The sequence below is a fragment of the Pseudothauera hydrothermalis genome, from assembly GCF_003345255.1.
GTDB classification, from domain to species: domain Bacteria; phylum Pseudomonadota; class Gammaproteobacteria; order Burkholderiales; family Rhodocyclaceae; genus Pseudothauera; species Pseudothauera hydrothermalis.
Genome location: NZ_CP029331.1, coordinates 1,765,406 through 1,788,684, shown reverse-complemented (window position 1 = coordinate 1,788,684; position 23,279 = coordinate 1,765,406). Strand labels below are relative to the sequence as shown.

Annotated in this window: 23 protein-coding genes; 4 read left to right on the top strand and 19 right to left on the bottom strand. The window is 63.9% G+C overall.

Translation table 11 applies throughout. The features are described from left to right. The first annotated feature begins 53 nt into the window (after positions 1-53). Both DIE29_RS08615 and pepN read left to right on the top strand, forming a co-directional pair. On the top strand, positions 54-2,804 hold the full coding sequence (locus DIE29_RS08615) for a cation-transporting P-type ATPase (protein WP_418333307.1): 2,751 nt from the start codon (positions 54-56) through the stop codon (positions 2,802-2,804). Further along, positions 2,801-5,491 carry an aminopeptidase N gene (gene pepN, locus DIE29_RS08610; protein ID WP_114649670.1) on the top strand — a complete coding sequence of 897 codons (2,691 nt, stop codon included), beginning with the start codon at positions 2,801-2,803 and terminating at the stop codon, positions 5,489-5,491. The genes DIE29_RS08615 and pepN overlap by 4 nt, the downstream gene beginning before the upstream one ends. Before the next feature lie 74 nt (positions 5,492-5,565). Here the strand turns inward: pepN and DIE29_RS08605 are convergent, their stop codons facing one another. The 16 genes from DIE29_RS08605 to DIE29_RS08530 all read right to left on the bottom strand — a co-directional run bounded on the left by DIE29_RS08605 (position 5,566) and on the right by DIE29_RS08530 (position 20,422). After that, entirely contained in the window at positions 5,566-6,009 is a 444-nt protein-coding gene (locus DIE29_RS08605) for a CBS domain-containing protein (protein ID WP_102041488.1), read from the bottom strand. A gap of 147 nt (positions 6,010-6,156) precedes the next feature. Next, a complete protein-coding gene (panC, locus tag DIE29_RS08600; RefSeq protein WP_102041489.1) occupies positions 6,157-6,987 on the bottom strand; it encodes a pantoate--beta-alanine ligase in 831 nt (276 codons plus the stop codon). 11 nt (positions 6,988-6,998) lie between these two features. Beyond that, entirely contained in the window at positions 6,999-7,814 is an 816-nt protein-coding gene (gene panB, locus DIE29_RS08595) for a 3-methyl-2-oxobutanoate hydroxymethyltransferase (protein ID WP_102041490.1), read from the bottom strand. A 99-nt stretch (positions 7,815-7,913) separates the two neighbouring features. Next, positions 7,914-8,552 carry a deoxynucleoside kinase gene (locus DIE29_RS08590; RefSeq protein WP_102041491.1) on the bottom strand — a complete coding sequence of 213 codons (639 nt, stop codon included), beginning with the start codon at positions 8,550-8,552 and terminating at the stop codon, positions 7,914-7,916. A gap of 15 nt (positions 8,553-8,567) precedes the next feature. Next, positions 8,568-8,951 carry a DMT family protein gene (locus DIE29_RS08585; RefSeq protein ID WP_102041492.1) on the bottom strand — a complete coding sequence of 128 codons (384 nt, stop codon included), beginning with the start codon at positions 8,949-8,951 and terminating at the stop codon, positions 8,568-8,570. 31 nt (positions 8,952-8,982) lie between these two features. After that, entirely contained in the window at positions 8,983-9,477 is a 495-nt protein-coding gene (folK, locus tag DIE29_RS08580; protein WP_205409716.1) for a 2-amino-4-hydroxy-6-hydroxymethyldihydropteridine diphosphokinase, read from the bottom strand. After that, positions 9,474-10,823: a polynucleotide adenylyltransferase PcnB gene (gene pcnB / locus DIE29_RS08575; RefSeq protein WP_102041494.1), complete on the bottom strand. Its 1,350-nt coding sequence runs from the start codon at positions 10,821-10,823 to the stop codon at positions 9,474-9,476. Before pcnB ends, folK begins: the two co-directional genes overlap by 4 nt. A gap of 103 nt (positions 10,824-10,926) precedes the next feature. Further along, on the bottom strand, positions 10,927-11,187 hold the full coding sequence (gene minE, locus DIE29_RS08570) for a cell division topological specificity factor MinE (RefSeq protein WP_102041495.1): 261 nt from the start codon (positions 11,185-11,187) through the stop codon (positions 10,927-10,929). A gap of 1 nt (position 11,188) precedes the next feature. Then, positions 11,189-12,001 carry a septum site-determining protein MinD gene (gene minD, locus DIE29_RS08565; RefSeq protein ID WP_102041496.1) on the bottom strand — a complete coding sequence of 271 codons (813 nt, stop codon included), beginning with the start codon at positions 11,999-12,001 and terminating at the stop codon, positions 11,189-11,191. Positions 12,002-12,019: 18 nt separating this feature from the next. Next, the gene (minC, locus tag DIE29_RS08560) at positions 12,020-12,784 is read right to left on the bottom strand and encodes a septum site-determining protein MinC (protein WP_114649669.1); all 765 of its coding nucleotides are present in this window, start codon (positions 12,782-12,784) and stop codon (positions 12,020-12,022) included. Positions 12,785-12,853: 69 nt separating this feature from the next. After that, the gene (locus DIE29_RS08555) at positions 12,854-13,246 is read right to left on the bottom strand and encodes a DUF4870 family protein (protein WP_108079972.1); all 393 of its coding nucleotides are present in this window, start codon (positions 13,244-13,246) and stop codon (positions 12,854-12,856) included. A 20-nt stretch (positions 13,247-13,266) separates the two neighbouring features. Then, on the bottom strand, positions 13,267-14,124 hold the full coding sequence (hslO, locus tag DIE29_RS08550; protein ID WP_102043157.1) for an Hsp33 family molecular chaperone HslO: 858 nt from the start codon (positions 14,122-14,124) through the stop codon (positions 13,267-13,269). Next, on the bottom strand, positions 14,121-14,489 hold the full coding sequence (locus DIE29_RS08545) for an ArsC family reductase (protein ID WP_102041499.1): 369 nt from the start codon (positions 14,487-14,489) through the stop codon (positions 14,121-14,123). Before DIE29_RS08545 ends, hslO begins: the two co-directional genes overlap by 4 nt. 18 nt (positions 14,490-14,507) lie before the next feature. Then, on the bottom strand, positions 14,508-16,814 hold the full coding sequence (locus tag DIE29_RS08540) for a Tex family protein (protein ID WP_114650290.1): 2,307 nt from the start codon (positions 16,812-16,814) through the stop codon (positions 14,508-14,510). Positions 16,815-16,885: 71 nt separating this feature from the next. After that, the gene (locus DIE29_RS08535) at positions 16,886-17,734 is read right to left on the bottom strand and encodes a D-hexose-6-phosphate mutarotase (protein ID WP_114649668.1); all 849 of its coding nucleotides are present in this window, start codon (positions 17,732-17,734) and stop codon (positions 16,886-16,888) included. Next, positions 17,735-20,422, bottom strand: coding sequence for a bifunctional acetate--CoA ligase family protein/GNAT family N-acetyltransferase (locus tag DIE29_RS08530; RefSeq protein WP_102041502.1), 2,688 nt, complete (start codon positions 20,420-20,422; stop codon positions 17,735-17,737). Between the two features lie 350 nt (positions 20,423-20,772). On the opposite strand from DIE29_RS08530, the gene DIE29_RS14885 reads away from it, so the two are divergent. Both DIE29_RS14885 and DIE29_RS14880 read left to right on the top strand, forming a co-directional pair. Continuing rightward, the gene (locus DIE29_RS14885; protein WP_205409715.1) at positions 20,773-21,243 is read left to right on the top strand and encodes an MT-A70 family methyltransferase; all 471 of its coding nucleotides are present in this window, start codon (positions 20,773-20,775) and stop codon (positions 21,241-21,243) included. After that, on the top strand, positions 21,210-21,719 hold the full coding sequence (locus DIE29_RS14880) for an MT-A70 family methyltransferase (protein WP_205409714.1): 510 nt from the start codon (positions 21,210-21,212) through the stop codon (positions 21,717-21,719). Before DIE29_RS14885 ends, DIE29_RS14880 begins: the two co-directional genes overlap by 34 nt. Before the next feature lie 186 nt (positions 21,720-21,905). Here DIE29_RS14880 and DIE29_RS14725 read toward each other — a convergent pair whose 3' ends face one another. From DIE29_RS14725 to DIE29_RS08515, 3 genes are all read right to left on the bottom strand, one after another. Beyond that, the gene (locus DIE29_RS14725; RefSeq protein ID WP_205409713.1) at positions 21,906-22,190 is read right to left on the bottom strand and encodes a BglII/BstYI family type II restriction endonuclease; all 285 of its coding nucleotides are present in this window, start codon (positions 22,188-22,190) and stop codon (positions 21,906-21,908) included. Between the two features lie 12 nt (positions 22,191-22,202). Next, positions 22,203-22,412: a hypothetical protein gene (locus DIE29_RS14720; protein ID WP_205409712.1), complete on the bottom strand. Its 210-nt coding sequence runs from the start codon at positions 22,410-22,412 to the stop codon at positions 22,203-22,205. A 104-nt stretch (positions 22,413-22,516) separates the two neighbouring features. Further along, complete coding sequence (locus DIE29_RS08515; protein ID WP_237269429.1) at positions 22,517-23,230, bottom strand: sensor histidine kinase; 714 nt, start codon at positions 23,228-23,230, stop codon at positions 22,517-22,519. Positions 23,231-23,279: the final 49 nt, after the last annotated feature.

Below are 23,279 nucleotides of genomic sequence, written 5' to 3'. Positions count from 1 at the left end.
TCGCGCTGTCTCTGCGGGGGCGCTTGACCGATGAGGTAGTCATGAATCTGGAAATGACAGACAAAACATCCGCAGCCACATCCGCCGGTCGGATGCCGCCGCATGCTGCGTGCGCAGACGAAGTGCTCCGCACCCAGGGGGTGCTCGCGCATCTGGGTTTGGATGCTGCGGCCGCTACCGAGCGCCTGCGGCGGCACGGGCCCAACACCTTGCCGCAGCCGCCGCGGCGCGGGCCGCTTGCGCGTTTCATGCTGCAGTTTCACAACGTTCTGATCTATGTGCTGCTGGTGGCCGGCGTGATCACTGCGCTGCTAGGTCACCTGATCGACAGCGGGGTGATTTTTGGCGTGGTGCTGATCAACGCGGTCATCGGCTTCATCCAAGAAGGCAAGGCTGAGCGCGCGCTGGATGCGATCCGCAACATGCTCTCGCTGCGTGCCCAGGTGTTACGCGATGGCCGTCGCCTGGACATTGCCGCGGACCGTTTGGTGCCTGGCGACATTGTTTTTCTGGCTTCCGGCGACAAGGTGCCGGCCGATTTGCGGCTGATCGAGGTGCGCGGACTACGGGTGGAGGAGGCTGCGCTCACCGGTGAATCGGTGGCCGTGGATAAGAGCGTCGAGCCGGTTGCAGCGCAGGCCGCGCTGGGCGACCGGCGCTGTATGGCGTATTCAGGTACGTTGGTGGTGCACGGCCAGGCTACCGGCGTGGTGGTGGCTACCGGCGCGCATACCGAGATCGGGCGCATCAGCGCGATGCTGGGCGAGGTCGATACCCTCACTACCCCTTTGCTGCGGCAGATGGCTGCTTTCGGGCGCTTGCTCACCGTGGGGATTTTGGCGGTGGCCGCGCTGACCTTCGCCTTTGGCACACTGGTGCGCGGCTATACGGCGGCGGAGATGTTCCTGGCCGCGGTCGGTTTAGCGGTGGCGGTGATTCCCGAGGGGTTGCCGGCCATCATGACCATCACACTGGCCATTGGCGTGCAGGCCATGGCCCGTCGCAATGCCATCGTCCGCCGTCTGCCGGCAGTGGAAACGCTGGGTTCGGTCACGGTGATCTGCTCGGACAAAACCGGCACGCTGACCCGCAATGAAATGACCGTCGAGCAAGTGATCTGCGCCGACCAGGTCTTTGCGGTCTCTGGCGTGGGTTATGCCCCGCACGGCGGTTTTACACTCGATGGTTCCGAAGTGAATGTTGCGGCCCATTCGCTGCTGGTGGAGGTGGCCCGTTGCGCGGTGCTGTGCAACGACGCCGCGCTCCAGTGCGATGGCGATGACTGGCGGGTGGTCGGGGACCCCACCGAGGGCGCGCTGCTCACCCTGGCGCGCAAGGCCGGGTTGGAAGAGGACTTCGAGCGCGAGGCGGCGCCCCGCACCGACGTGATTCCCTTTGAATCCGAGCATCGCTTCATGGCCACGCTCAATCACGACCACCACGGGCGCGGAATGCTGTATCTGAAAGGCGCCCCGGAACGGGTGCTCGGTCTGTGCGCGCTGCAGCGTGGCCGGCATGGCGATGTGGCCCTGGACCGGGCGCACTGGGACGCCGCCCTGCACGCTGCTGCCGCGGAAGGCCTGCGTCTGCTGGCACTGGCGGTGCGCGAAGGCGAAGACGGGCTCAAGACGCTGACCTTTGCCGATGTCGAGCGCGGCGGCTTTACCTTGCTGGCGGTGCTGGGCTTGTCGGATCCGCCGCGTGAGGAAGCCATCCGTGCGGTGGCGCGCTGCCGAAGCGCCGGCATCCAGGTCAAAATGATTACCGGTGATCATGTTGCGACCGCGCAAGCGATTGGCGAACGTTTGGGGCTGGCGGCCGAAGTTCAAGCCATTAGCGGCGCGCAGATCGAACAAATGGACGATGACGCCTTGCAGCGCATCGTGGCCGACACCGCAATCTTTGCCCGCGCCAGTCCCGAACACAAACTGCGTCTGGTGCGCGCGTTGCAGGCGCGTGGCGAGGTGGTGGCGATGACTGGCGACGGGGTCAACGACGCCCCCGCGCTCAAACGTGCCGATGTGGGCGTGGCCATGGGGCGCAATGGCACCGAAGCGGCCAAGGAGGCTGCCGAGATGGTGCTGGCCGACGACAATTTCGCTTCGGTGGCCGCGGCGGTCGAAGAAGGGCGCACGGTGTATGACAACCTGCGCAAAGCCATCGCCTTCATTTTGCCGACCAATGTCGGTCAGGGCGGCATCTTGTTCGCCGCGGTGGCGCTGGGCATGACCTTGCCGATCACGCCGGCGCAGATTTTGTGGGTGAACATGATCACCGCGGTCACTTTGGCGCTTGCGTTGGCCTTCGAGGCGCCTGAGCGCGACATCATGGCGCGCCCGCCGCGTGATCCTGCCGAGCCGCTGTTGAGCGGTTTTCTGGTCTGGCGGGTGCTGTTCGTCGGTTTGCTGTTGGTCGGTGGCGGGCTCGGGATGTTCGTCTGGGAGATCGGTCAGGGCGCCAGCGAGGCGTTCGCCCGCACCGCCGCGGTCAATGCGCTGATGGTCGGCGAGGCTTTTTATCTATTCAACGTGCGCAGCTTTGCCGGCTCAATACTCAATCGCGAAGGCTTTTTTGGTAATCGCTACGTGCTCATCGCCATCGCGCTGATGCTTGCCTGCCAGGCGGCCTTTACCTACCTGCCAGCCATGCAGACATTGTTTGGCACCGCTGCGCTGGATGTTGCCGCGTGGACGCGTATCCTGGGCTTTGGCGTGCTGACGCTGTTGCTCGTCGAAGCCGAAAAGGCGCTGATCAAGAACCTCAACCACCGCCGCAAGGCCGGCCACACAAGAACGACACCATGACAACCGAACAAGCCCCCATCATTCATCGCAGCGACTATGCGCCGCTGGCGTGGACCGTCACCCGGGTGGATCTGCACTTTGCGCTCGACCCGCAGGCCACCGTGGTCACCAGTCGGCTTGCGTGCCGGCGCAACCGGCACGCGGCCGCCGGTCCCATCCTGCTCGACGGCGAAGAGCTGGAAACCCTGTCGCTCACCGTCAATGGGCTGGACCCGGCCGCCGGAGCGGTGCGCCGCAGCGAGACCCGCTTGGAGATCGACGCCGAGGGTGACGAGGCCGAGCTGGAAATCGTCACCCGTATCAACCCGCAGGCCAATACCGCGCTCAGCGGCCTCTACATCTCGCGTGGCGGTTATTTCACGCAGTGCGAAGCCGAAGGCTTTCGCCGTATCACCTGGTATCCGGACCGGCCGGACGTGATGGCGCGTTTCACGGTCACCGTGGAAGGCGACAAAGCCCGCTGCCCGGTGTTGCTGTCAAATGGCAATCTGGTCGAAGAAGGCGATCTGCCTGACGGTCGCCATTATGCGCGCTGGGAAGACCCCTTTCCCAAACCCAGTTATCTCTTTGCCCTGGTCGCGGCCGACCTGGTGGCGCTGGAGCGCCGCGAATGCACGGCCAGCGGGCGGGAAGTGTTGCTACAGGTGTGGGTGGAGCCGGGCAATCTCGACCGCACCGGGCATGCCATGGACGCCTTGGTGCGCGCCCTGCGCTGGGACGAGCAAACCTTTGGTCTGGAATTAGACCTCGACCGCTTCATGATCGTCGCGGTGAGCGACTTCAACATGGGTGCGATGGAAAACAAGGGGCTCAACATCTTCAACGCCAAGTATGTGCTGGCCAAGCCGGACACCGCCACCGATAGCGACTACGAGCATATCGAAAGCGTGGTGGCTCATGAGTATTTCCACAACTGGACCGGCAACCGGGTGACCTGCCGCGACTGGTTTCAGCTCACCCTCAAGGAAGGTCTCACGGTATTTCGCGATCAACAATTTTCCGCCGACATGCTGGCGGATGCGGCCGGCGCGGCCGGTGCGGATTCTGCCCGAGCGGTCAAGCGTATCGAGGATGTACGGGTGCTGCGCGCCGCGCAGTTTCCTGAGGACGCCGGACCGATGGCGCATCCGATCCGCCCGGAGAGCTATCGGGAAATCAATAACTTTTACACCGCCACGGTGTATGAAAAAGGCGCCGAGGTCATTCGCATGTTGCATACCCTGCTGGGATCGGAGGGTTTTCGCAACGGCTTGGATTTGTACTTCAGCTATCACGACGGCCAGGCGGTGACCTGCGACGATTTCGTCGACGCGATGGCCGAAGCCAACGGCGTGGATCTCGATCGGTTCATGCGGTGGTACAGCCAAGCCGGTACGCCGCGGGTGCGCGCCACCGGCGCCTGGAACGCGGCAGACGGCCGCTACACCCTGACGCTCGCCCAACACACCCCGCCCACGCCGGGGCAGGCCGACAAGTTGCCATTGGTGATTCCGGTGGCGGTCGGTCTGATCGGGCCGGACGGCGCCGATTTGCCCTTACAGTTTCACGGCGAAACCCAGCCCGGCGCGACCACCCGTGTGCTGCAACTCACCGAGGCGAGCCAGCAGTGGTGTTTCATCGGCCTTGCCGCCGAGCCGGTGCCTTCGCTGCTACGCGGTTTTTCGGCACCGGTGATCCTCGAACTGGACGAAGACGACGCGCGTCTGGCCTTTCGCATGGCGCATGACAGCGATGCCTTCAACCGCTGGGATGCCGCCCAACGCTATGCTGAGCGCGTACTGCTGGCGCTGGCCGCCGATGCCGCGGCAGGCCGTGCGCTGAACCTGCCTGAGCCCTTCGTCGCAGCCTTCGCCCGACTGCTGCGTGACGACAATCTCGACCCGGCTTTCCGCGCGCAAGCACTAGCCTTGCCGAGCGAAGCTTATCTGCTGGAGCGCATGGAACCGGCCGATCCGGCGGCCTTGCGGGCGGCGCAGATCCACCTCACTGCAGCGCTCGGCAAGGCGCTGTCGGACGACTGGCTGAGTCTGGCCGAGGCGCTCGCGGTGCCCGGCGAGTACCGCTATCACCCGGCCGATGCCGGCCGGCGCGCGCTGGTAAACCTCGCGCTGCGCTACCTGGCGGCCGGGCAGGTGGAAGAGGGGGTGGCGCTGGCGGTGCGGCGCTTTGAGTCGGCCACCAACATGACCGACCGTTTCGGCGCGCTGGCCGCCCTGGTGCATGGTGCGGTACCCGCGGCGCGGGCGGCGCTGGACGCCTTCTATCGCCGCTATCGGGCGGATGCCTTGGTGCTGGATAAGTGGTTTGCGCTCCAGGCCGGGGCTTGGCGGCGCGACCCGGCGGCTGCGCCGGTGCTGGCAAGGGTGCGCGAACTGATGGCCGATCCGGCCTTCAGCCTGTCCAACCCCAACAAGGTGTATGCCCTGCTGGGCGGTTTTTTCCGCGCCAATCCGGGCGAGTTCCATGCGCTAGATGGCAGCGGCTACGCTTTCTGGGCCGAACAGGTGATTGCGCTCGATGCGGTCAATCCGCAGGTGGCCGCCCGCATGGCGCGCGCGCTGGAGAACTGGCGGCGCTTCACGCCCGCCCTGCAGGGTTTGATCCGTCCGCAGCTCGAGCGGGTGCGCGATGCGGATGGGCTATCAACGGATGTAGGCGAAATCGTCGGCAAGGCGCTGGCAGACTGAAGGCTCTGCGGCCGGCCGCCCCGTCCGGGGTTGTGGCGCTGCGGCCGGTTTTCCTTGCTGTGGCGTAGTTGCTTTCAGGTGGCGATGTCGCCGGCGATGTAGTTGGACAAGTGGGAGATGGTGCGGCGCTGTTCGTCGATGACCGATTTGACCACGTCGCCGATCGAGATGAGGCCGACGATACGCTCGCCTTCGAGCACTGGCAGGTGACGGAAGCGTCTTTCAGTCATGATGTTCATGACCTCATCGACCGTCTGGTCCAGGCGCACGGTCTGCGGCGAGGCGGTCATCAACTCACGGACGCTGACATCGGTGGAGCGCAGGCCCTTGAGCACTACTTTGCGCGCGTAGTCGCGTTCGGTGAAGATGCCTGCCAGCCGTTCGTTGTCGGTTACCAGCACGGCACCGATGTTGTGCTCGGCCATCAAGCCGAGTGCCTGGAAAGCGGTGGTTTCCGGCGCCACACAGAAAACTTTGCCGCCCTTGGCTTCCAGAACTTGTCGAACCGTCGTCGTCATGGTTCATCCCTCCTGTTATAGGCGGCGCAGGGGCCGCTGTGGTGGTTTGTTGTTCTGGCGATAGGTTCTTACGAACTGCGAGCCAATGCAAGGTCCGGAAAACCCCAACAGTCCGGCTGGCGCTGTCCATCCAGGTACAGGCGGTGTTCAGATTTCCAGATTGTCGATCAGCCGGGTGTGACCCAGGCGGGCGGCACCCAGCACCACCAACGCGCCAGGCTCCTCCGCCAGCGGCGGTTGTAGATCGCAACGGCGGCGGATGCTCACGTAATCGGGCTGCCAGCCGTGGGCGGTCAGTTCCGTCACGGCTGCGGCTTCCAGTTTTGCATAGTCACGCTCGCCAGCGTGCACCGCGGCGCGGATACGCTCGAGCAGGCGGTACATGCGCGGCGCTTCGGCGCGCTCGGCGGCCGAAAGGTAACCGTTGCGCGAAGACAGCGCCAAACCGTCTTCAGCGCGTGCGGTTTCACCGCGCACGATGTCGATCGGCAGGGCGAATTCGCGCACCATGTTCTGGATCACCATCAACTGCTGGTAATCCTTCTTGCCGAACACGGCCACCTGCGGGCGGACGATGTTGAACAGTTTGAGCACCACGGTGGCCACGCCGCGAAAATGTCCCGGCCGTGCCGCGCCTTCCAGCATGCCGACATGGGCGCCCGCCGGGTCGATATGGTAGGTCTGCGGTGTTGGATACATCTCCACTTCGTCCGGGGCGAACAGATGATCGACCCCGGCCGCTTCCAGCTTGGCGCAGTCTTCCACGAAGGTGCGCGGGTATTTGTCGAAATCCTCGTGGGGACCGAATTGCAGGCGATTGACGAAAATGCTGGCGACCACACAGTCGCCATGCGCACGCGCCTCTGTCATCAGACCGATGTGGCCGGCGTGCAGGTTGCCCATGGTCGGCACGAAAACGATGCGCCCCGCCCCGGCAAGGGCAGCGCGCAGACTGGCGATGGTGTGATGGATCTGCATGATGCGAAGCTTCAGTAGCAGTGTTCCGGCGCAGGGAAGCTGCCGTCCTTGACCGCCGCCACATAACGCGCCACGGCCTCTTCGATGCTGGATGCACCGTCCATGAAGTTTTTGACGAAACGTGCGGTCTTGCCGGGATAGACGCCCAGCATGTCGTACAGTACCAGCACTTGGCCGTCGCAGTCGGGACCTGCGCCGATGCCAATGGTGGCCATGCTGGTCAGCGAAGCGGTGATGTCTTTGGCCACCGCAGCCGGTACCATCTCCAAAACCACCAGTGCCGCGCCGGCCTGCTCTAGCGCCAGCGCGTCGGCCTTGAGACGTGCCGCGCCTTGCTCGCTGCGGCCTTGCACCCGGTAGCCGCCAAGCTGGTGCACCGATTGCGGCGTGAGGCCGATATGGGCGCACACCGGCACCCCGCGCTCGACCAGGAAGCGCACCGTGTCGGCCATGAACTGGCCGCCTTCGAGCTTGACCATGTGCGCGCCGGCGGCCATCAGGCGGGCGGCGTTACGCATCGCCTGGGCCGGGCTTTCGTGGTAGCTGCCAAAGGGCAGGTCGGCGATGATCAGGGGGCGACGACAGCCGCGCGCCACCGATTCGGTGTGATAGACCATGTGATCCAGGCTGACCGGCAGGGTGGAGGTATGGCCCTGCAAGACGTTGCCCAGTGAGTCGCCGACCAGGATGACTTCGACGCCAGCGCGCTCTTCCAGTGCGGCGAAACTGGCGTCATAGCAGGTCAGCACGGCAATCTTGCGCCCTTCGGCGCGCATTTTGCCCAGTTCGAACAAGGTGACCGGGCGGGTGTCCTGGAGGTAGCTCATCACGCTCTCCGTAAAGGGGCAGGAAAAGGACGGGAGTGTTCCCGATCCTGTTGCATTGCACAAGCCTCTCGACGGCGGTGTCGGTGCGCGGGCCGCCGCTCAACCCGCGTAGGCAAAAAACTCGCGGTAGCTACGCATCGTGCGCAGGCGCTCGAGCAGCAGCTCAAAGTCGTCGTCGTGATCGACCGGGTTGAGCACTTCGGCGTCTACGATGAATAGCGGTGAGGCATCGTACTGGTAGAAAAACTGGGTAAAGCGTTCTGCCACACGTTGCACATAGGCTTCGCCGATGCGCCGTTCGGCATCCAGGCCGCGGCGCCGGATCCGTTCCATGAGCGTGTCCGGGCGCGCTTGCAGATAGATCACCAGATCGGGTCGGGGCGGGGTGGGCGGCATCATCGCATCGAAGATGCGCTGGTAGATCGCCAGCTCATCCGCCGGCAGATTGAGCGCGGCAAATAGCGGGTCTTTCTCGAGAATGAAGTCCGACACCACGCGGCGCGCGGGGTCGCCGGCCATGTATTCGGACAGCCGATCGATACGCTGGAACAGAAATGAGAGCTGGGTGGCCAGCGCCCAGCGGTCCATGGCTTGGTAGAAGCGTCCCAAAAAGGGGTTGGCCTCGGGACGTTCGAACAGGGTCTCGGCCGGCAGGCGCTCGGCCAGGCGGCGGGCCAGCGAGCTTTTACCGGCGCCGATCGGCCCTTCGACCACGATGTAGCGAGCCTTGTCGAGCATGAATGGCGGATGCGGCTAGCTGCGGAACACAAAATAGACCGCGCCTAGCATACACAAGGCGGCCCAAAGGTAGTCAAGCTTGATCGGCTGCTTCATGTAGAGCACCACGAAGGGCACGAAAACCAACAAGGTGATCACTTCCTGCATGATCTTCAGTTGCGGCAGCGTCAGTGCCGTGGCGCCGATACGGTTGGCCGGCACTTGCAACATGTATTCGAAGAAAGCGATGCCCCAACTGATCAACACGGCATAAAACCAGGGGCGGCTTTGCAGGTTCTTCAGGTGGCCATACCAGGCAAAGGTCATGAACACGTTGGACAGTGTGAGCAAAACCGCAGTCTGTAACCACACTGGTATGGTTTGCAAGGCGGTGGGCAGCGTTTGCAGCCAGGCGGGCATGTTGGAATTTCTCGCAGCAAGCGGGTTGAGGTCACAGCCGGACGATGCGCTGCCCGGCCACGCCGGGCAGCAGGTCGGCCACCGCGCCGTGGCCGGGTATGGTTGCGTAAGGTGCGATCTCGGCCAAGGGCAAGAGTACGAAGGCGCGTTGGTGCATGCGCGGGTGCGGCACTTGCAGATGCGGCAGGCTGATGTGGGCGTCTCCGTAGAGCAAAAGGTCCAGGTCCAGCGTGCGCGGGGCCTGGGGATAGGCGCGGGTGCGTCCGGCGGCGCGTTCGATGGCCAGCAGTGCGGCCAACAGTTCTTCGGCAGACAGCTGGGTGTCGGCGGCGATGACCGCGTTGAGATAATCGGGTTGGCCGGCAACGCCGACCGGGGCGCTGCGGTAGAGCGCGGAACGGGCCACCAAAGCAGTGCCGGGCAAGGCGGCAATGCGTTCGCTGGCAAATTCCAGCGCCGCCGCAGGTTCGCCCAGATTGGCGCCAAAGGCGATGTAGGCGCGCACGCCCCGGCAAGTGTGGTTCACGTTGTTTGAGCGGTTTCGGCCGCGCGCGCGCTACTAGGTTTGCGGCGCCGACGGCGGCGCTTTTTGCCCGCCGCCTCGCCAGCGGCCGGCACGGCCCGCAGCAGCGCTTCGCGTTCCTCATGACCGGCATGGGCAAAACGTTCCCACCAGTCGGGCAAGTCCATGCCGATCTCTCCCGACAGCGCGCGCAGACGGAGAAAATCCCAGCCGGCGCGGTAGCGCGGCTGTTCGATCAGACGATAGGGGAGCTTGCCGGCGCGCTTTTCGAAACGCGGCTGCAAGGCCCAGATTTCCTTGATGTCGCCGACGATGCGCCGGGTGATCGCCAGTTTGTCGGCCTGCACCTCCAGCACTTCATCCATGGCTTGGAACAGCGCGGGCTGGGCGTGCTCGCCCGCTGCCTTTTTGCTTTCCCAGGCGGCCAGTACCTGGTGCCAGAGCAGGGTGGCAAACAGAAAACCGGGCGATACCGATTTGTCTGCGCGCACGCGCTCATCGGTGTTTTCCAGTGACAGCCAAACGAAGCGCTCGCCCAACGGCTGTTCCAGGATGACATCGAGCAAGGGCAGCAGGCCGTGGTGCAAGCCTTCTTCGCGCAGTTGTTTCAGACAACGTACCGCATAGCCGGAAAACAGCAGCTTGAGCATCTCATCGAACAGCCGGGCTGCGGGCACGTTTTCCAGTAGCGCGGCCATCTCGCGGATCGGCTTGCGCGCCGCAGGGTCGATGGCAAGCCCCAGTTTTGCCGCCAGCCGCACTGCGCGCAGCATCCGCACCGGGTCCTCGCGGTAGCGGGTGCGCGGATCGCCGATCATGCGCAGGGTTTTCTGTTCCAGGTCGGCCACACCGTGGTGGTAGTCGATGATCTGTTCGGTAGTGGGGTCGTAGTACAGTGCATTGACTGTAAAGTCGCGCCGGGTGGCGTCTTCGGCCATGGTGCCATACACGTTGTCGCGCAACACACGGCCGTGTTCGTCGGTTTCGGCATCTTGCGCGGCGCGAAAGGTGGATACCTCGATGGTCTCCGGGCCGCTCATCACGTGCACGATCTTGAACCGCCGGCCGATGATGCGCGAACGGCGAAATAACGCGCGGACTTCTTCGGGCGTGGCGCTGGTGGCGACGTCGAAGTCCTTTGGCGGATGGCCGATCAGCAGGTCGCGCACCGCACCGCCCACCACGTAAGCCTTGTAGCCGGCATCCTGCAACACCGCACAGGTTTTGCGGGCAGCAGGCGAGATTTGCTCGCGGGCGATGCCGTGACGCTCGCGCGGAATCAGAGCGGGTTCGCGGTTGGGTTGTTCAGCAGCGCGGCGGAAAACCTTGCGCAGCAGTTTACGGATCATGAGCGGGAAAAATCAGCATGCCAGACAAGCGCGCAATCATAACCGATGGGCTTGGCGCTCAGTGTTGGCGGGCGGTTTGGGCGCTTGCCGCAGGTGGGGCGGATCAACGGCCCTGTTCGGGCAGCACGATATTGACTTCCAGCACTTCGTAGTTGTCTTGTTTTTCGAGCTGGACCTTGATGTCTTCCGGGGCGACGGTCACGTATTTCGAGATCACCTGAATGAGTTCTTGCTGCAGGGCAGGCAGAAAATCGGCCGCCCCGGCACCGCCGCTACGCTCGTGGGCGATGAGCAGGGAGAGCCGGTTCTTGGCGATCTCCGCGGTTTTTTTCTTTTCGCCGAACAGGCGGGCGAGCAGCGACATGTCATTTGCCTCCGAACAGGCGTTTGATCAGGCCCGGCTTTTCGTAGGTCACAAAGCGCAGCTCGCGTGTTTCGCCCAGAAAGCGCGCCACCACGTCGTGGTAAGCCTCGGAGACATCGGTGCCTTTGAGGTGAATGGCCGGCATGCCCTGGTTGGAGGCATGCAGCACCGATTCGGATTCCGGAATGACGCCGATCAGCGGCACGCGCAGCAATTCCTGCACATCTTTGTACGAGAGCATTTCGCCTTCTTCGACCCGTTTGGGCGAATAGCGGGTGATCAGCAGGTGTTCTTTGACCGGCTCGCGCCCCTCGGCGGCGCGGCGGCTTTTGGACTGTAAAATGCCCAGGATACGGTCGGAATCGCGTACCGAGGAGACCTCCGGGTTGGTGGTGACGATGGCCTCGTCGGCAAACGTGAGCGCCATCACCGCGCCGCGCTCGATGCCGGCGGGCGAGTCGCAGACCACGTACTCGAAACCCATGTGTTCGAGCTCTTTGAGCACCGCCTCGACGCCTTCTTCGGTCAGTGCGTCCTTGTCGCGGGTCTGCGAGGCTGGCAACACGAAGAGGTTTTCGCAGTGCTTGTCCTTGATCAGCGCCTGGTTGAGTTTGGCCTCACCGTTGATGACGTTGACCAGGTCATAGACCACGCGGCGCTCGCAACCCATGATGAGGTCCAGGTTACGCAGACCGACATCGAAGTCGATGACCGCGGTTTTGAAGCCGCGCAATGCAAGACCCGAGGAGAAGGCTGCGCTGGTGGTGGTTTTGCCTACACCGCCTTTGCCCGAGGTGACGACGATGACTCTCACGGTTTCCCCTTGTCTGAATTAGTCCAGCTGTAGCGGCTGGAGGTCGAGTTTGTGTTCGTTGGCCGGACCGCTCAGGCGTGCCAGCACTGCACGGCCAGCCAGCGGTTCGGGAATGCCTTGTTCGAAGGTCCGATACATGCCGGCAATCGAAATCAGCTCAGCGCCGAAATTGGTGGCGACGATGCGCGCGGCGGTGTTGCCCTGAGCGCCCGCCAGCGCGCGCCCGCGCAGCGGACCGTAGCAATGGATGCTGCCGTCGGCGATGAGCTCAGCGCCGTGGCTCACGCCGGCCAATACCACCAGGTCGCCGCCGCGCGCATAGATCTGCTGGCCTGAGCGCAGCGGCCGGTCGATGAACAGTGTGCCGGCGTTGATCGGCGCAGGGGCCGCCGTCGCCGCAGGTGCCGGCGCCTGGGCGCGCGTCGGCGCCGGCGAGGGCGGCTGGCGGTCGCGTAGTTCGGCGCCGTCGAGCAGCGCCAAACCGGCACGGCGTGCGCCGTCTACAAGCTCTGGCGGCAGGTTGCGAACGCCCACCGGTTGCAACCGATAGCGGCGGAGCAGGCTGATGAGTCCCGCCCAATCCACTTGTGCCGGCAGATGGGGGAGCGCGGCAAAATCGAGTACCGCGGCTTCACCGTTGAAAAAATCCGGCATGCCGCCCAGCATTTTGTGCAGGTCGTCGGCCAGCAACGCGGGGGCGGTTTCACGCAGCACGGCAATGGTGGCGCCCAGCGCGGCGTTGCGGAATTCGATGGCGCGACTGGCGGCAGAGGGGAAGGTCATCAGCGGGTAAGCGGACTAAAAATTCGGAAAGTCTACTGAGCGGAGGGGGGCTCTGGCAAGGCGGCCGGCTCAAGGTGCGGGCATGCGTAAGCCGCCGGACAAACGCCACCAACCGCGCGCTACGCGATAGATCACCCATAGCGACACCACCGCCAGGGCCATCAGCGCAAAGGGCAGGCCAATCAGGGTTACGGCCAGCAGAACGGATAAAACCACCCAGGCCAGGGTGTACCAGAAGGTGCGGATCTGCCAGTCGAAATGGCTGTCCAGCCAGGTGTTGCGCACCGCGCCACGGTTCCAGTAATTGAGCACGATGGCCGCCAGCGAGGGAATGCTGGCGATGAAGCTGCCGATGACGCTGGCCGAACCGATCACCCCGGAGAATACCGCGAAGGCATGCAGGGCGTAGATCAGGTGGGTCAGACGGACCATCCCGGCACTGGGGCTGCGTTCGGCGTACATGCGGCGCTCCTCTGAAAGGTTCAGTGCAAAGTGGGCGGATGGAACAAGGCGTCGATATCGGCCTTGTCGAAACGGTAGCAATGGTTCGACAAGTCGTCGCGGACTTCGACGATACCGTGTTCGTCCAAAATCGCGCGGACCTGTGCTTCGCCCAGACCCTGCAACATGCCGGCGACCTTGTCGCGGTCGGGCGGCCAATGATGCATCACCGCACGGGGCTCGAACAGGCGGACATCCTCTTCGGCGAACAGACGGCCCAGCAGCTCGGCAGGTGCTAGGCCAAGCAATTCGTCCGCGCGCACGGTTTGTGCCAATTGGCGGACACGGTCCCAGCCGTCGGCGTCTTTGTCGTCGGCGCCCGGTAGCTTTTGCACAAAGAGCGCTGCCACGGCATGATCGTCGCCGGCCAGCCACAGCCCGGCCGGCTGCTGCTCCGATTGCGCCAAATAGTGCTCAAAGCTGCGGGCGATATTCTCGCCTGTCAGTGGCACCAGGCTTTGGTAGGGCTGGTCCAGGCCGTCGACCTCGAGTGTGAGTTGCAGGTGGCCGTCGCCGACCAGGTCGGTCAGGCGTCGGCCGTTGGTCGGCGCGTCCACCCGGGCGTAGCCACGTAGATTGAGCGCTTGATTGCAATCGACCACCAGCAGGCCCACCGGCCCGCGGCCCTGGATCTGGAAGGTCAGTCGGCCGGGTTGCTTGAGATTGCCGGCGATCAGTGCGGACACCGCGCTCAGCTCACCGAGCAGGGCGGCGACTGCGGGCGGATAGTCGCGCCCTTGCCGCAGCGCTTGCCAGACATCGGTCAGGCGCACCACTGCGCCACGAATATCCAGGTTTTCCAGCAGGAAGCGTTGTACGAAGCTCTTTGGGGGGTTCATCGGGCGCATTCCTCGGGTTTGAATGTGCGTGCAAAAGCGTGCGGATCGAAACCCACCAGCAGTTGGCCGTCGGCGGTCTCCACCACCGGACGTTTGATCAGACTGGGCTGTTCGACCATTTTCTGCACCGCCGCGTCTTCGGTTTCGATGGCCTGCTCTTGGGGGCTGAGTTTGCGCCAAGTGGTGCCGCGGGTGTTGAGCAAGGTGCGCCAGCCCACCGCCTGGGACCAGGCGAGCACTTTGGCGTGGGCGATGCCGGCCTTTTTATAGTCGTGAAAATCATAGGCGATGCCGTGCTCGTCGAGCCAGGCGAAAGCCTTTTTCATGCTGTTGCAGTGCTTGATGCCGTAAATGACCGGTTTCATCGTTGGTTCTGCCTTGGGTTACTTCAGTTTGGCGCGTGCGAACGCGGCTGCCAGCGCGTTGTTGGCAGGCGCTTGGCGCGTGTCCCGGCGCAAGGCTGCATCCGGTGTGCGCGCGCTACGGGGGGCTTGGCGTTCGGCCTGCGGCCGGGGCCCGGGTTCATCGCTCGAGCGCATGCTGAGCGCGATGCGCCGACGCGCCAGATCGACTTCCAGCACCTTGACTTTGACCACCTGACCCGCCTTGACCACATTATGCGGGTCTTTGACAAAGCGGTCGGCGAGCGCTGACACATGCACCAGGCCGTCCTGGTGCACGCCGATATCCACGAAGGCGCCAAAATTGGTCACATTGGTGACCACCCCTTCGAGCACCATGCCGGGCGCCAGATCCTCGATGGTGTCCACACCTTCGCGGAAGGTGGCGGTGCGAAACTCCGGGCGCGGGTCGCGGCCGGGTTTTTCCAGTTCGCTGAGAATGTCCTGCACGGTGGGCAGGCCAAAGCGTTCGTCGGTGAATGCGGCCGGGTTCAGGCTTTTCAGAAAGGCGCTATGGCCCATGAGTTCGCGCACGCTTTTCTGCACGCGGGCCAGGATGCGTTCGACCACCGGGTAAGCTTCCGGGTGCACCGCGGAGGCGTCCAGCGGGTTGTCTCCTGCGGCAATGCGCAGAAAACCGGCGGCCTGCTCGAAGGTTTTGGGGCCCAGCCGGGGCACGGCTTTGAGGGCTTCGCGGGTGCGGAAAGGGCCATGAGTGTTGCGATGCGCGACGATATTGGCGGCAAGCGTCGCGTTCAGGCCGGAGATGCGTGCCAGTAGCGGGGCAGAGGCGGTATTGACGTCCACACCGACGGCGTTGACGCAGTCTTCGACTACCGCATCCAGGCTGCGGGCCAGGCGGGATTGGTTGACGTCATGCTGGTACTGACCGACGCCGATCGACTTGGGGTCGATCTTCACCAACTCGGCCAGCGGGTCTTGTAGCCGGCGGGCAATGGAGATCGCACCGCGCAGCGAGACGTCGACATCCGGGAACTCGCGCGCGGCCAGTTCCGAGGCGGAGTACACCGAAGCGCCGGCTTCCGAGACCATGACCTTGGTCAGACGCAATTGCGGGTGGCGGCGCAGCAGCTCGGCCACCAGCGCATCGGTTTCGCGCGAAGCGGTGCCGTTGCCGATGGCCACCAATTCCACCCCATGGCGACTGGCCAGCGCCGCCAAGGTGGCCAGCGCGCCTTCGAGATCGCGGCGCGGTTCGAACGGATGCACCGTGGCGGTATCGAGCAGTTTGCCGGTGCCATCGACCACGGCCACTTTGACGCCGGTGCGAATGCCAGGGTCCAGGCCCATGGTCGGGCGTGCGCCGGCCGGGGCGGCAAGCAGCAGGTCTTTGAGGTTGCGCGCAAAAACCTCTATGGCCTCTGCTTCGGCCCGCTCGCGTAACTGGTTCATCAATTCCAGTTCCAGGTGCAGAGAAATTTTCACGGTCCAGGCCCAGCGCACGGTATCCATCAGCCAACGGTCGGCTGCGCGCCCGGCGTCGCGAATCTGAAAGCGCGCGGCAATGCGCCGCTCGCACGGATGCGGACCGGCTTGCGGGTCGTGCGGCAGTTCGAGCGCCAGCCGCAGCACGCCTTCGTTGCGCCCGCGCAGCAGGGCCAGCGCACGGTGTGAGGGGATTTTGCCGATCGGCTCGCGGAAATCGAACCAGTCACGAAACTTTGCGCCTTCTTGCTCTTTGCCGGCAACCACTTGGGAGACGACTACCCCCTCTTCGGCCAGCAAGCTGCGCAAGCTGCCCAGCAGTTCGGCGTCTTCGGCAAAGTGCTCGATCAGGATTTGGCGGGCGCCATCGAGCACGCTTTTGGTATCGGGAAAGCCAGCTTCGGCATTGAGGTAGGCAGCGGCCTCGACTTCCGGGTTCAGCGTGGGGTCGGCCAGCAGTGCCTCGGCCAGTGGGCCAATGCCGGCTTCGCGGGCGATCTGCGCCTTGGTGCGGCGCTTGGGTTTGTACGGTAGGTACAGATCTTCCAGGCGCTGTTTGGTGTCGGCGTTTTCGATCTCGGCGCGCAGCGTGTCGCTGAGCTTGCCTTGTTCGGCAATCGAAGCAAGCACCGTAGCGCGACGCTCTTCCAGTTCCCGCAGATAGCTCAGGCGCTCTTCCAGTGTGCGCAACTGGGTGTCGTCCAGGCCGCCGGTCGCTTCTTTGCGGTAACGGGCGATGAAGGGCACGGTCGCACCGTCATCCAGCAAGGCGACGGCGGCCTGGACTTGGCGGGGTTGGACGCCGAGTTCGGCGGCGATGCGGTGTTCGATCGGAGGCAGCATGCGAAAACGGATCAAGCGTAAAACGGGGCGGCGATGGTGCACCAGATGGCGCAGCCGCGGCAAGCCGGCCGCTACAGCGCGACCAGGGTCTGGCGCCCTACCCAGGATTGTTCCGGGGGCAAGTCGATGCGCTCACGCACCGCTGCGGCTTCTACGCACAGCATGCGTCGGAAGTCTCCCGGCGCCATGTCGGTACAGCGGGTCAGGCCGTCTTCCCAGGGGTTCCATACCACCACATCCGGAAAGCCTTGCGCATGAATGCCCAGCGCGCCACCGTCGTCGCGCAACAGCAGCGGACGGCTGACATTGTGATAGATGCGATCTAGCGCGGACTCCACCCGTAACACATCTCCGGATTCACGCCGCAGCGTATTGCCATCGAGCGCGTCGCGGTACTCGAAGCCGTACAAGCCCTCCAACTGGCAGGTTTCGACTTCGGTCACCCGCAGATAGGTATGTAGCGCGGCGGCAAAGGCAAACGACGCTTGGCCGCGGTTGTGGACCGCCAGCTCGATGTCCAGGCGGCCGTCTTCGATGGCTGCGGTCAGTTCCAGGTTGAACCGGTGTGGCCAATGCGCGCGGGTATCCGAGTCGTCGGACAGCGCCAGCGTGGCCAGGGCAAAGTCGTCGCCGGCGCGCTGTTCGATGACCGACCAGCTCATCGTGCGCGCAAAGCCGTGGCGCGGCAGCCCGCCTTCGGCGGCAAACTGTGGAAAACACACCGGCACGCCGCCGCGGATCGGACTGCGGCCATCGCAAATCGCCTGCTCGCTCAGGTAAAGCCGCTCCTGACTGCGCGCCGGCATCCAGGATACGAGCTGCGCGCCGTAGAGCGTCAGCACCGCGCTGGCACCGGCCGCGGTGCTCAGGCGCAGCGCCGGCAGGCCGCGAAAGTCGATGGTTTCGATATGGCCAGCCATTCAGTCTTGCAGAGAAAGGACGCCGAGCTTGACGGTGTTGTCCTCGGGGTCGTTGGACAGTACGAAACCCAGGCCCTGGACGAACTTCAACATGCGTTCGTTGTTGGCCAGAAACACGCCATTCATGTAGGCCAAGCCCTTGCTGCGCGCAGTCTCGATCAGCACGCCCATCAGCCGGCGGGCCAGACCGCGATGCTGCCATTCATCGGCCACCACCACGGCAAATTCACAGGATTCACCATCCGGGTTGACCGCATAGCGGCACACACCGATTTCCACCTCCGCACCGTTTTCGACGATGGTGGCGATGAAGGCCATTTCACGGTCGTAGTCGATCTGGGTCAGGCGGGCGACCATCGCCGGCGGCAGCTCCCGCATGGTGTTCATGAAGCGGAAATACTTGGTCTCCGGTGACAGCTTGCGCACGAATTCGATTTCCAGTTCCGCATCCTCCGGCTTGATCGGGCGAATGGTGACTTCGGTGCCGTCCGGTACCGTCCATTTGCTGATCAGGTGCGACGGATAGGGGTGGATTGCCATGTGATCATAGCGATCGGCCGCCGGCGAGATGTTATCGACCGTGATCCGGCAATCCACCGCGACCGCGCCGTTTTCATCCACGATCAGCGGATTGATCTCCATCTGCTGGAGCCAGGGCAGCTCGCAGACCATCTCGGACACGCGCAGCAGCACCAGCTCCAGCGCGCTCATGTCGATGGCCGGCATGTTGCGGAATTCGCCCAGCAGCGGCGCGACACGGCTGGAGCGGATCAAATCCTGCACCAGATAGTTGTTCAGCGGCGGCAGCGCCACCGCCAGGTCGCGGTTGGCCTCCACCCGGTTGCCGCCTTCGCCGAAAGTAATCACCGGCCCGAATACCGGATCGCGCTTGACGCCGACCACCAACTCGCGGCCGTTGCGCTTGAGAATCATCGGCTCGATGGCCACGCCGTTGATCGTCGCCTCGGGCTTGTTGCGGCGCACTTCATCCAGGATTTCCTGATAGGCAGTACGGACCGCGGCCAGGCTGCCCAGGTTCAGGCGCACGCCGCCGGAGTCGCTCTTGTGGATGATGCTGGGCGAGTCGATTTTCATCACCACCGGCAGGCCGATTTCCTCGGCCAGCACCATGGCCTCGGTGGCCGAGCGGGCCACCACGGTCTGCGCGATGGGAATGCGGAAAGCGGCCAGCAGCGCCTTGGATTCCATCTCGTTGAGCGTCTTACGGCGCTCGGCCAGGGCGGTTTCGATGACCAGGCGGGCGCTTTCGATGGAAGGCGGATTGAGCTGCGACAGCGAAGCCGGCGTCTGCATCAGCAGCTTTTGATTGCGGTAATAGGCCGAGATATGGCTGAACAGCTCGACCGCCGGCTCGGGCGTGCGGAAAGTGGGAATGCCGGCATCGATGAACATCTGCCGGGCTTCGCTCACCAGGTTCTCCCCCATCCAGCAGGTCACCACCGGCTTGTCGGCATGTTTTTCCAAATCGATGACCGCTTGGGCCACCGCGGTGGAATCGGTCATCGCCTGCGGGGTCAGCATCACCAGCACGCCGTCCACGTTGGGGCCTTCCAGCACCGCTTGCACCGTTTTGCGGTAACGCTCCACATCCGCATCGCCCAAGATATCCACCGGATTGCCGCGCGACCAACTGGGGGGCAGGGCGGCGTTGAGCTTTGCCATCGTTCCTTCGGAGAACTCCGACAGCGGAATGCCAAGGTCGGCGCAGCGGTCGGCGGCCATCACGCCTGGGCCGCCGCCATTGGTGATGATGGCCAGACGGTTGCCACGCGGGCGAAAGTGCGAAAACAAGGCATTGGCCGCGGCAAACAACTGGCCCATGTTGTAGAGCCGGATCACCCCGGCGCGACGCAGCGCGGCGTCGAACACCGCATCTTCGCCCACTTGCGCGCCGGTGTGCTGCAAGACTGCCTTGCAGGCGTCGGGATGACGGCCGACCTTGATCAGCAGCACCGGCTTGACCCGCGCCGCGCCCCGTAGCGCGCTCATGAACCGGCGGGCGTCGCGGATGCCTTCCACGTACAGGAAGATGCTCTCGGTGCGCGGGTCCGAGATCATGTACTCGAGCACCTCGCCAAAGTCGATGTCCGACGACGAACCCAGCGACACCACCGCGGAGAAGCCCACATTGTTGGGCTTGGCCCAGTCCAGAATGGCCGCGCACAACGCGCCGGACTGCGAAATGAGGCCGATGCTGCCCTTGTTGGCGCTGGCGTGGGCAAAGGTGGCGTTGAGCCCCAGTTCCGGGCGCATGATGCCCAGACAGTTGGGGCCGAGCAGGCGGATGCGGTGGCGGCGGGCGGCTTCCACCACCTCGCGTTCCAACTTGGCACCGCGTGGGCCGGTTTCCGAAAAGCCGGCAGACAGCACGATGACCGCCTTCACCCCGGCGCGGCCACAGGCATCGACCAGGGCAGGTGTTTTTTCGGCGCGCACCGCGATCACCGCCAAATCCAGACGGTGGGGCACGTCTTCCACCGATTTGTAGCAGGGCACGCCCAGCACCGAATCATGCTTGGGGTTGATGGCGAACAGGCGGCCCTTGAACGCCGAGTCCAGCATGTTGCGGATCAGCACGTTGCCGAGCGAGGATTCGCGCTCGCTGGCACCGATGATGCCGACCGAGCGCGGCTCCATCAGCGGCGAGAGATAGTGCTTGTCTTTCATGGTGTGGTACCTGCTACGGTTGTGTCGTGTTGTGTGACCGGCCTGCCAATATCCGGCCCTCGCAGACCGTTGAAAAACTACTGCGGTGGGCCATCTGCGGCCGTTGCGCGGTGCTCGCTTGCTCGCCTATCTATTTGATAGGCCGCGGTCGCTGCGCGCCGTGCGCCTTGCATCTGGCCATCCTCGCTACGTTTTCAACGGCCTGCTAGCGGTTTTCGCCGCTGCCGCAGGCGGGTGCGTCGGTGAGTATAGTGCACTGCACAATAGTTAATTGTGACACAAGTCAAGGCATGGCTATACACAAAGCGTTTTGCGCAGCAAAGAGAGCTCATAGGCTAGGTCTTTAGTTTATGTGCCAAGGAGTCAGGCGGCTCGATTTTGCCAAAGCCGATAACACGAGGGTGTTGTGTCCATTGGAAGATCTAAAAAAAGATCTCATGATGCGCCGCATGAACGAAATGACTTCCCCATTGCTCCCATTGCCGCGCGTCGTAGGTGGATTCGGCTCCATCTTGGCCGATCCGCCTTGGCAATTCCAGAACCGCACCGGCAAGATTGCGCCGGAACACAAACGCCTGTCCCGCTACGGGACCATGACGCTCGACGAGATCATGGCGTTGAACGTGGCGGATGTCGCGGCGCCAACCGCGCACCTATACCTATGGGTGCCCAACGCCCTGCTGCCGGAAGGGCTGCGCGTCATGCGAGCCTGGGGCTTCACCTACAAGACCAACATCGTCTGGGCCAAGCGGCGCAAGGATGGCGGGCCGGCCGGACGGGCGGGGGGGTGGGTTTTTATTTTCGCAATGTCACCGAACTGATCCTGTTCGGCGTGAGGGGGAAGGATGCCCGCACGCTTGCCCCCGGCCGCACCCAGGTCAACATGATCGAGACGCGCAAGCGCGAGCACTCGCGCAAGCCAGACGAGCAGTACGCGCTGATCGAGGCATGCAGCCCAGGGCCTTTCCTTGAGCTGTTCGCGCGCCATCCGCGTGACGGCTGGGTCGTGTGGGGCAACGAAGCGGATGAAGACGTGGTGCCGCGCGGCAGAATCCCCAGCGGTTACGCTGGCGACGCCATCCTGCCGCCAAACACTCACGGCATGGAACGCGAGTCCGTGCTGGAAGTCGCTTTCACCTTGCGGGCGGAGTACGAGAGAGGCAAGAGCGTGCGTGATTTGGCGCAAGAATGTGGCTACCCCATTCAGCGCGTGCGCACCTTGCTGCAACTGGCGCACACGCCCATGCGTCCGCGCGGACGCCCCGCTCAGGAGCCTGTCGTATCCAACGGGCGGTAAGGCTTTCCATTCCAGGTCTGCTCACACCCGGCCACCAAAAGCAATGGGCAGGCTCCCAAAGCCCCGCGCCGAATGCGCATGAGCGCCTTGTCGAAGTTCGTGGTGGTCGAGGTGTACACGTCTATCGGCAGCTTGCCAGAGCGCTGAGCCGCAGGCAGCGTTTCCTGATACTCCGCCCACAGGCGTTCAGCCAAAGACTTCAGGGAAACCTTGTCCTGGGTGATCAGCACAGCGGCCGTGAGCGCCTCGGGCAGCGTGCCAGGCGCGGTACGCTCCGAAATCCCGATCGAGGTTCCCGTCCTTGGCGTTCCATTCGACATCGAGCGCCACGGATCCCTTGACGTTATCGATCAGATATCCCTCCTGAACGACACGCCGCAGTCGTCGGTACAGCCGGTCATTTTTGTCGCGCAGCAGGCCGTAAGTGACCAGATCGAGCCGCAATTCCCGCCAGTCTCGCGCGTGGAACATAGCATCGAGCTGCTAGGCTACCTCGCCCCGGTTGCCGCCTGCTTTCATCCAGGTGGGAGGATCCAGGGCGTAATGGCGCAAGACATCGACGATATCCGCCCATTTCTGCGGACACACCACAGACAGCAGCGCGGCGGCAGATCCAACCTCGGCAAACTTCCTGCGGGCGCGAACCTCCGGCGGCAACACCGATGGGTCGTCATAGGTGGTCGTAATGATCATTGGGCGATTGTACCGGTGCGGCTTGGCACGGATAAGCCGCTGTTATTTACGCCGCGGTTATTTACGCGCGGTACGCCACGCGCCAGGGCAAGACGGATAGGCGTTCATGTTCCGGCCGCCTCCGGGCTGTCCAGGGTGAAAAAAAACTGCGCGCCTTCCCCCGGCCGCGAACGCGCCCACACCGCTCCGCCGTGTCGGGCGATGATCCGTTGCACGGTGGCCAGGCCGATGCCGGTGCCGGCGAAGTCCTGCTCGGCATGCAGCCGGTGAAAAGGGCGGAACAAATTGGCCGCATAGGCCATGTCGAATCCCGCGCCATTATCACGGACGCAGTAAATTTTGCGATTGCGGTCGTGTTCGACCCAAAAACCGATGTGCGCCTGCGGCTGCCGGGCGGAAAACTTCCAGGCGTTGCGCAACAGGTTGTCGAGCACGATGCGCATCAGGTTGCGGTCGGCCAGCGCTAGCATCTGCGGCTGGATATCGACGGTGACGTGGCGTTCGGGCTGTTCTGCGCGCAACTCATCGATGATTTGTGCGGCGAGTTCGGATAGATCCACCGTCTCGCGGGCGAGTGGCTGGCGGGTCAGGCGGGCAAGGTTGAGCAGATCGTCGATCAATTGCGCCATTCGCTCGGTGGCCTTGCGGATGCGTTCCAGATGCGCCCGCGCCGAAGGCGTCAGCGTGCCGTCGAGTTCTTCTTCCAGAATGCGGGCAAAGCCGTCGATGGCGCGCAGCGGCGCGCGCAGGTCGTGAGAGACGGAATACGAAAACGCCTCCAGTTCGCGGTTGGCGTTTTCCAGTTCCGCAGTGCGCACCCCAGGGCAATCGCACCTACTTATCATACGCATAACAGATAAGCCGTTT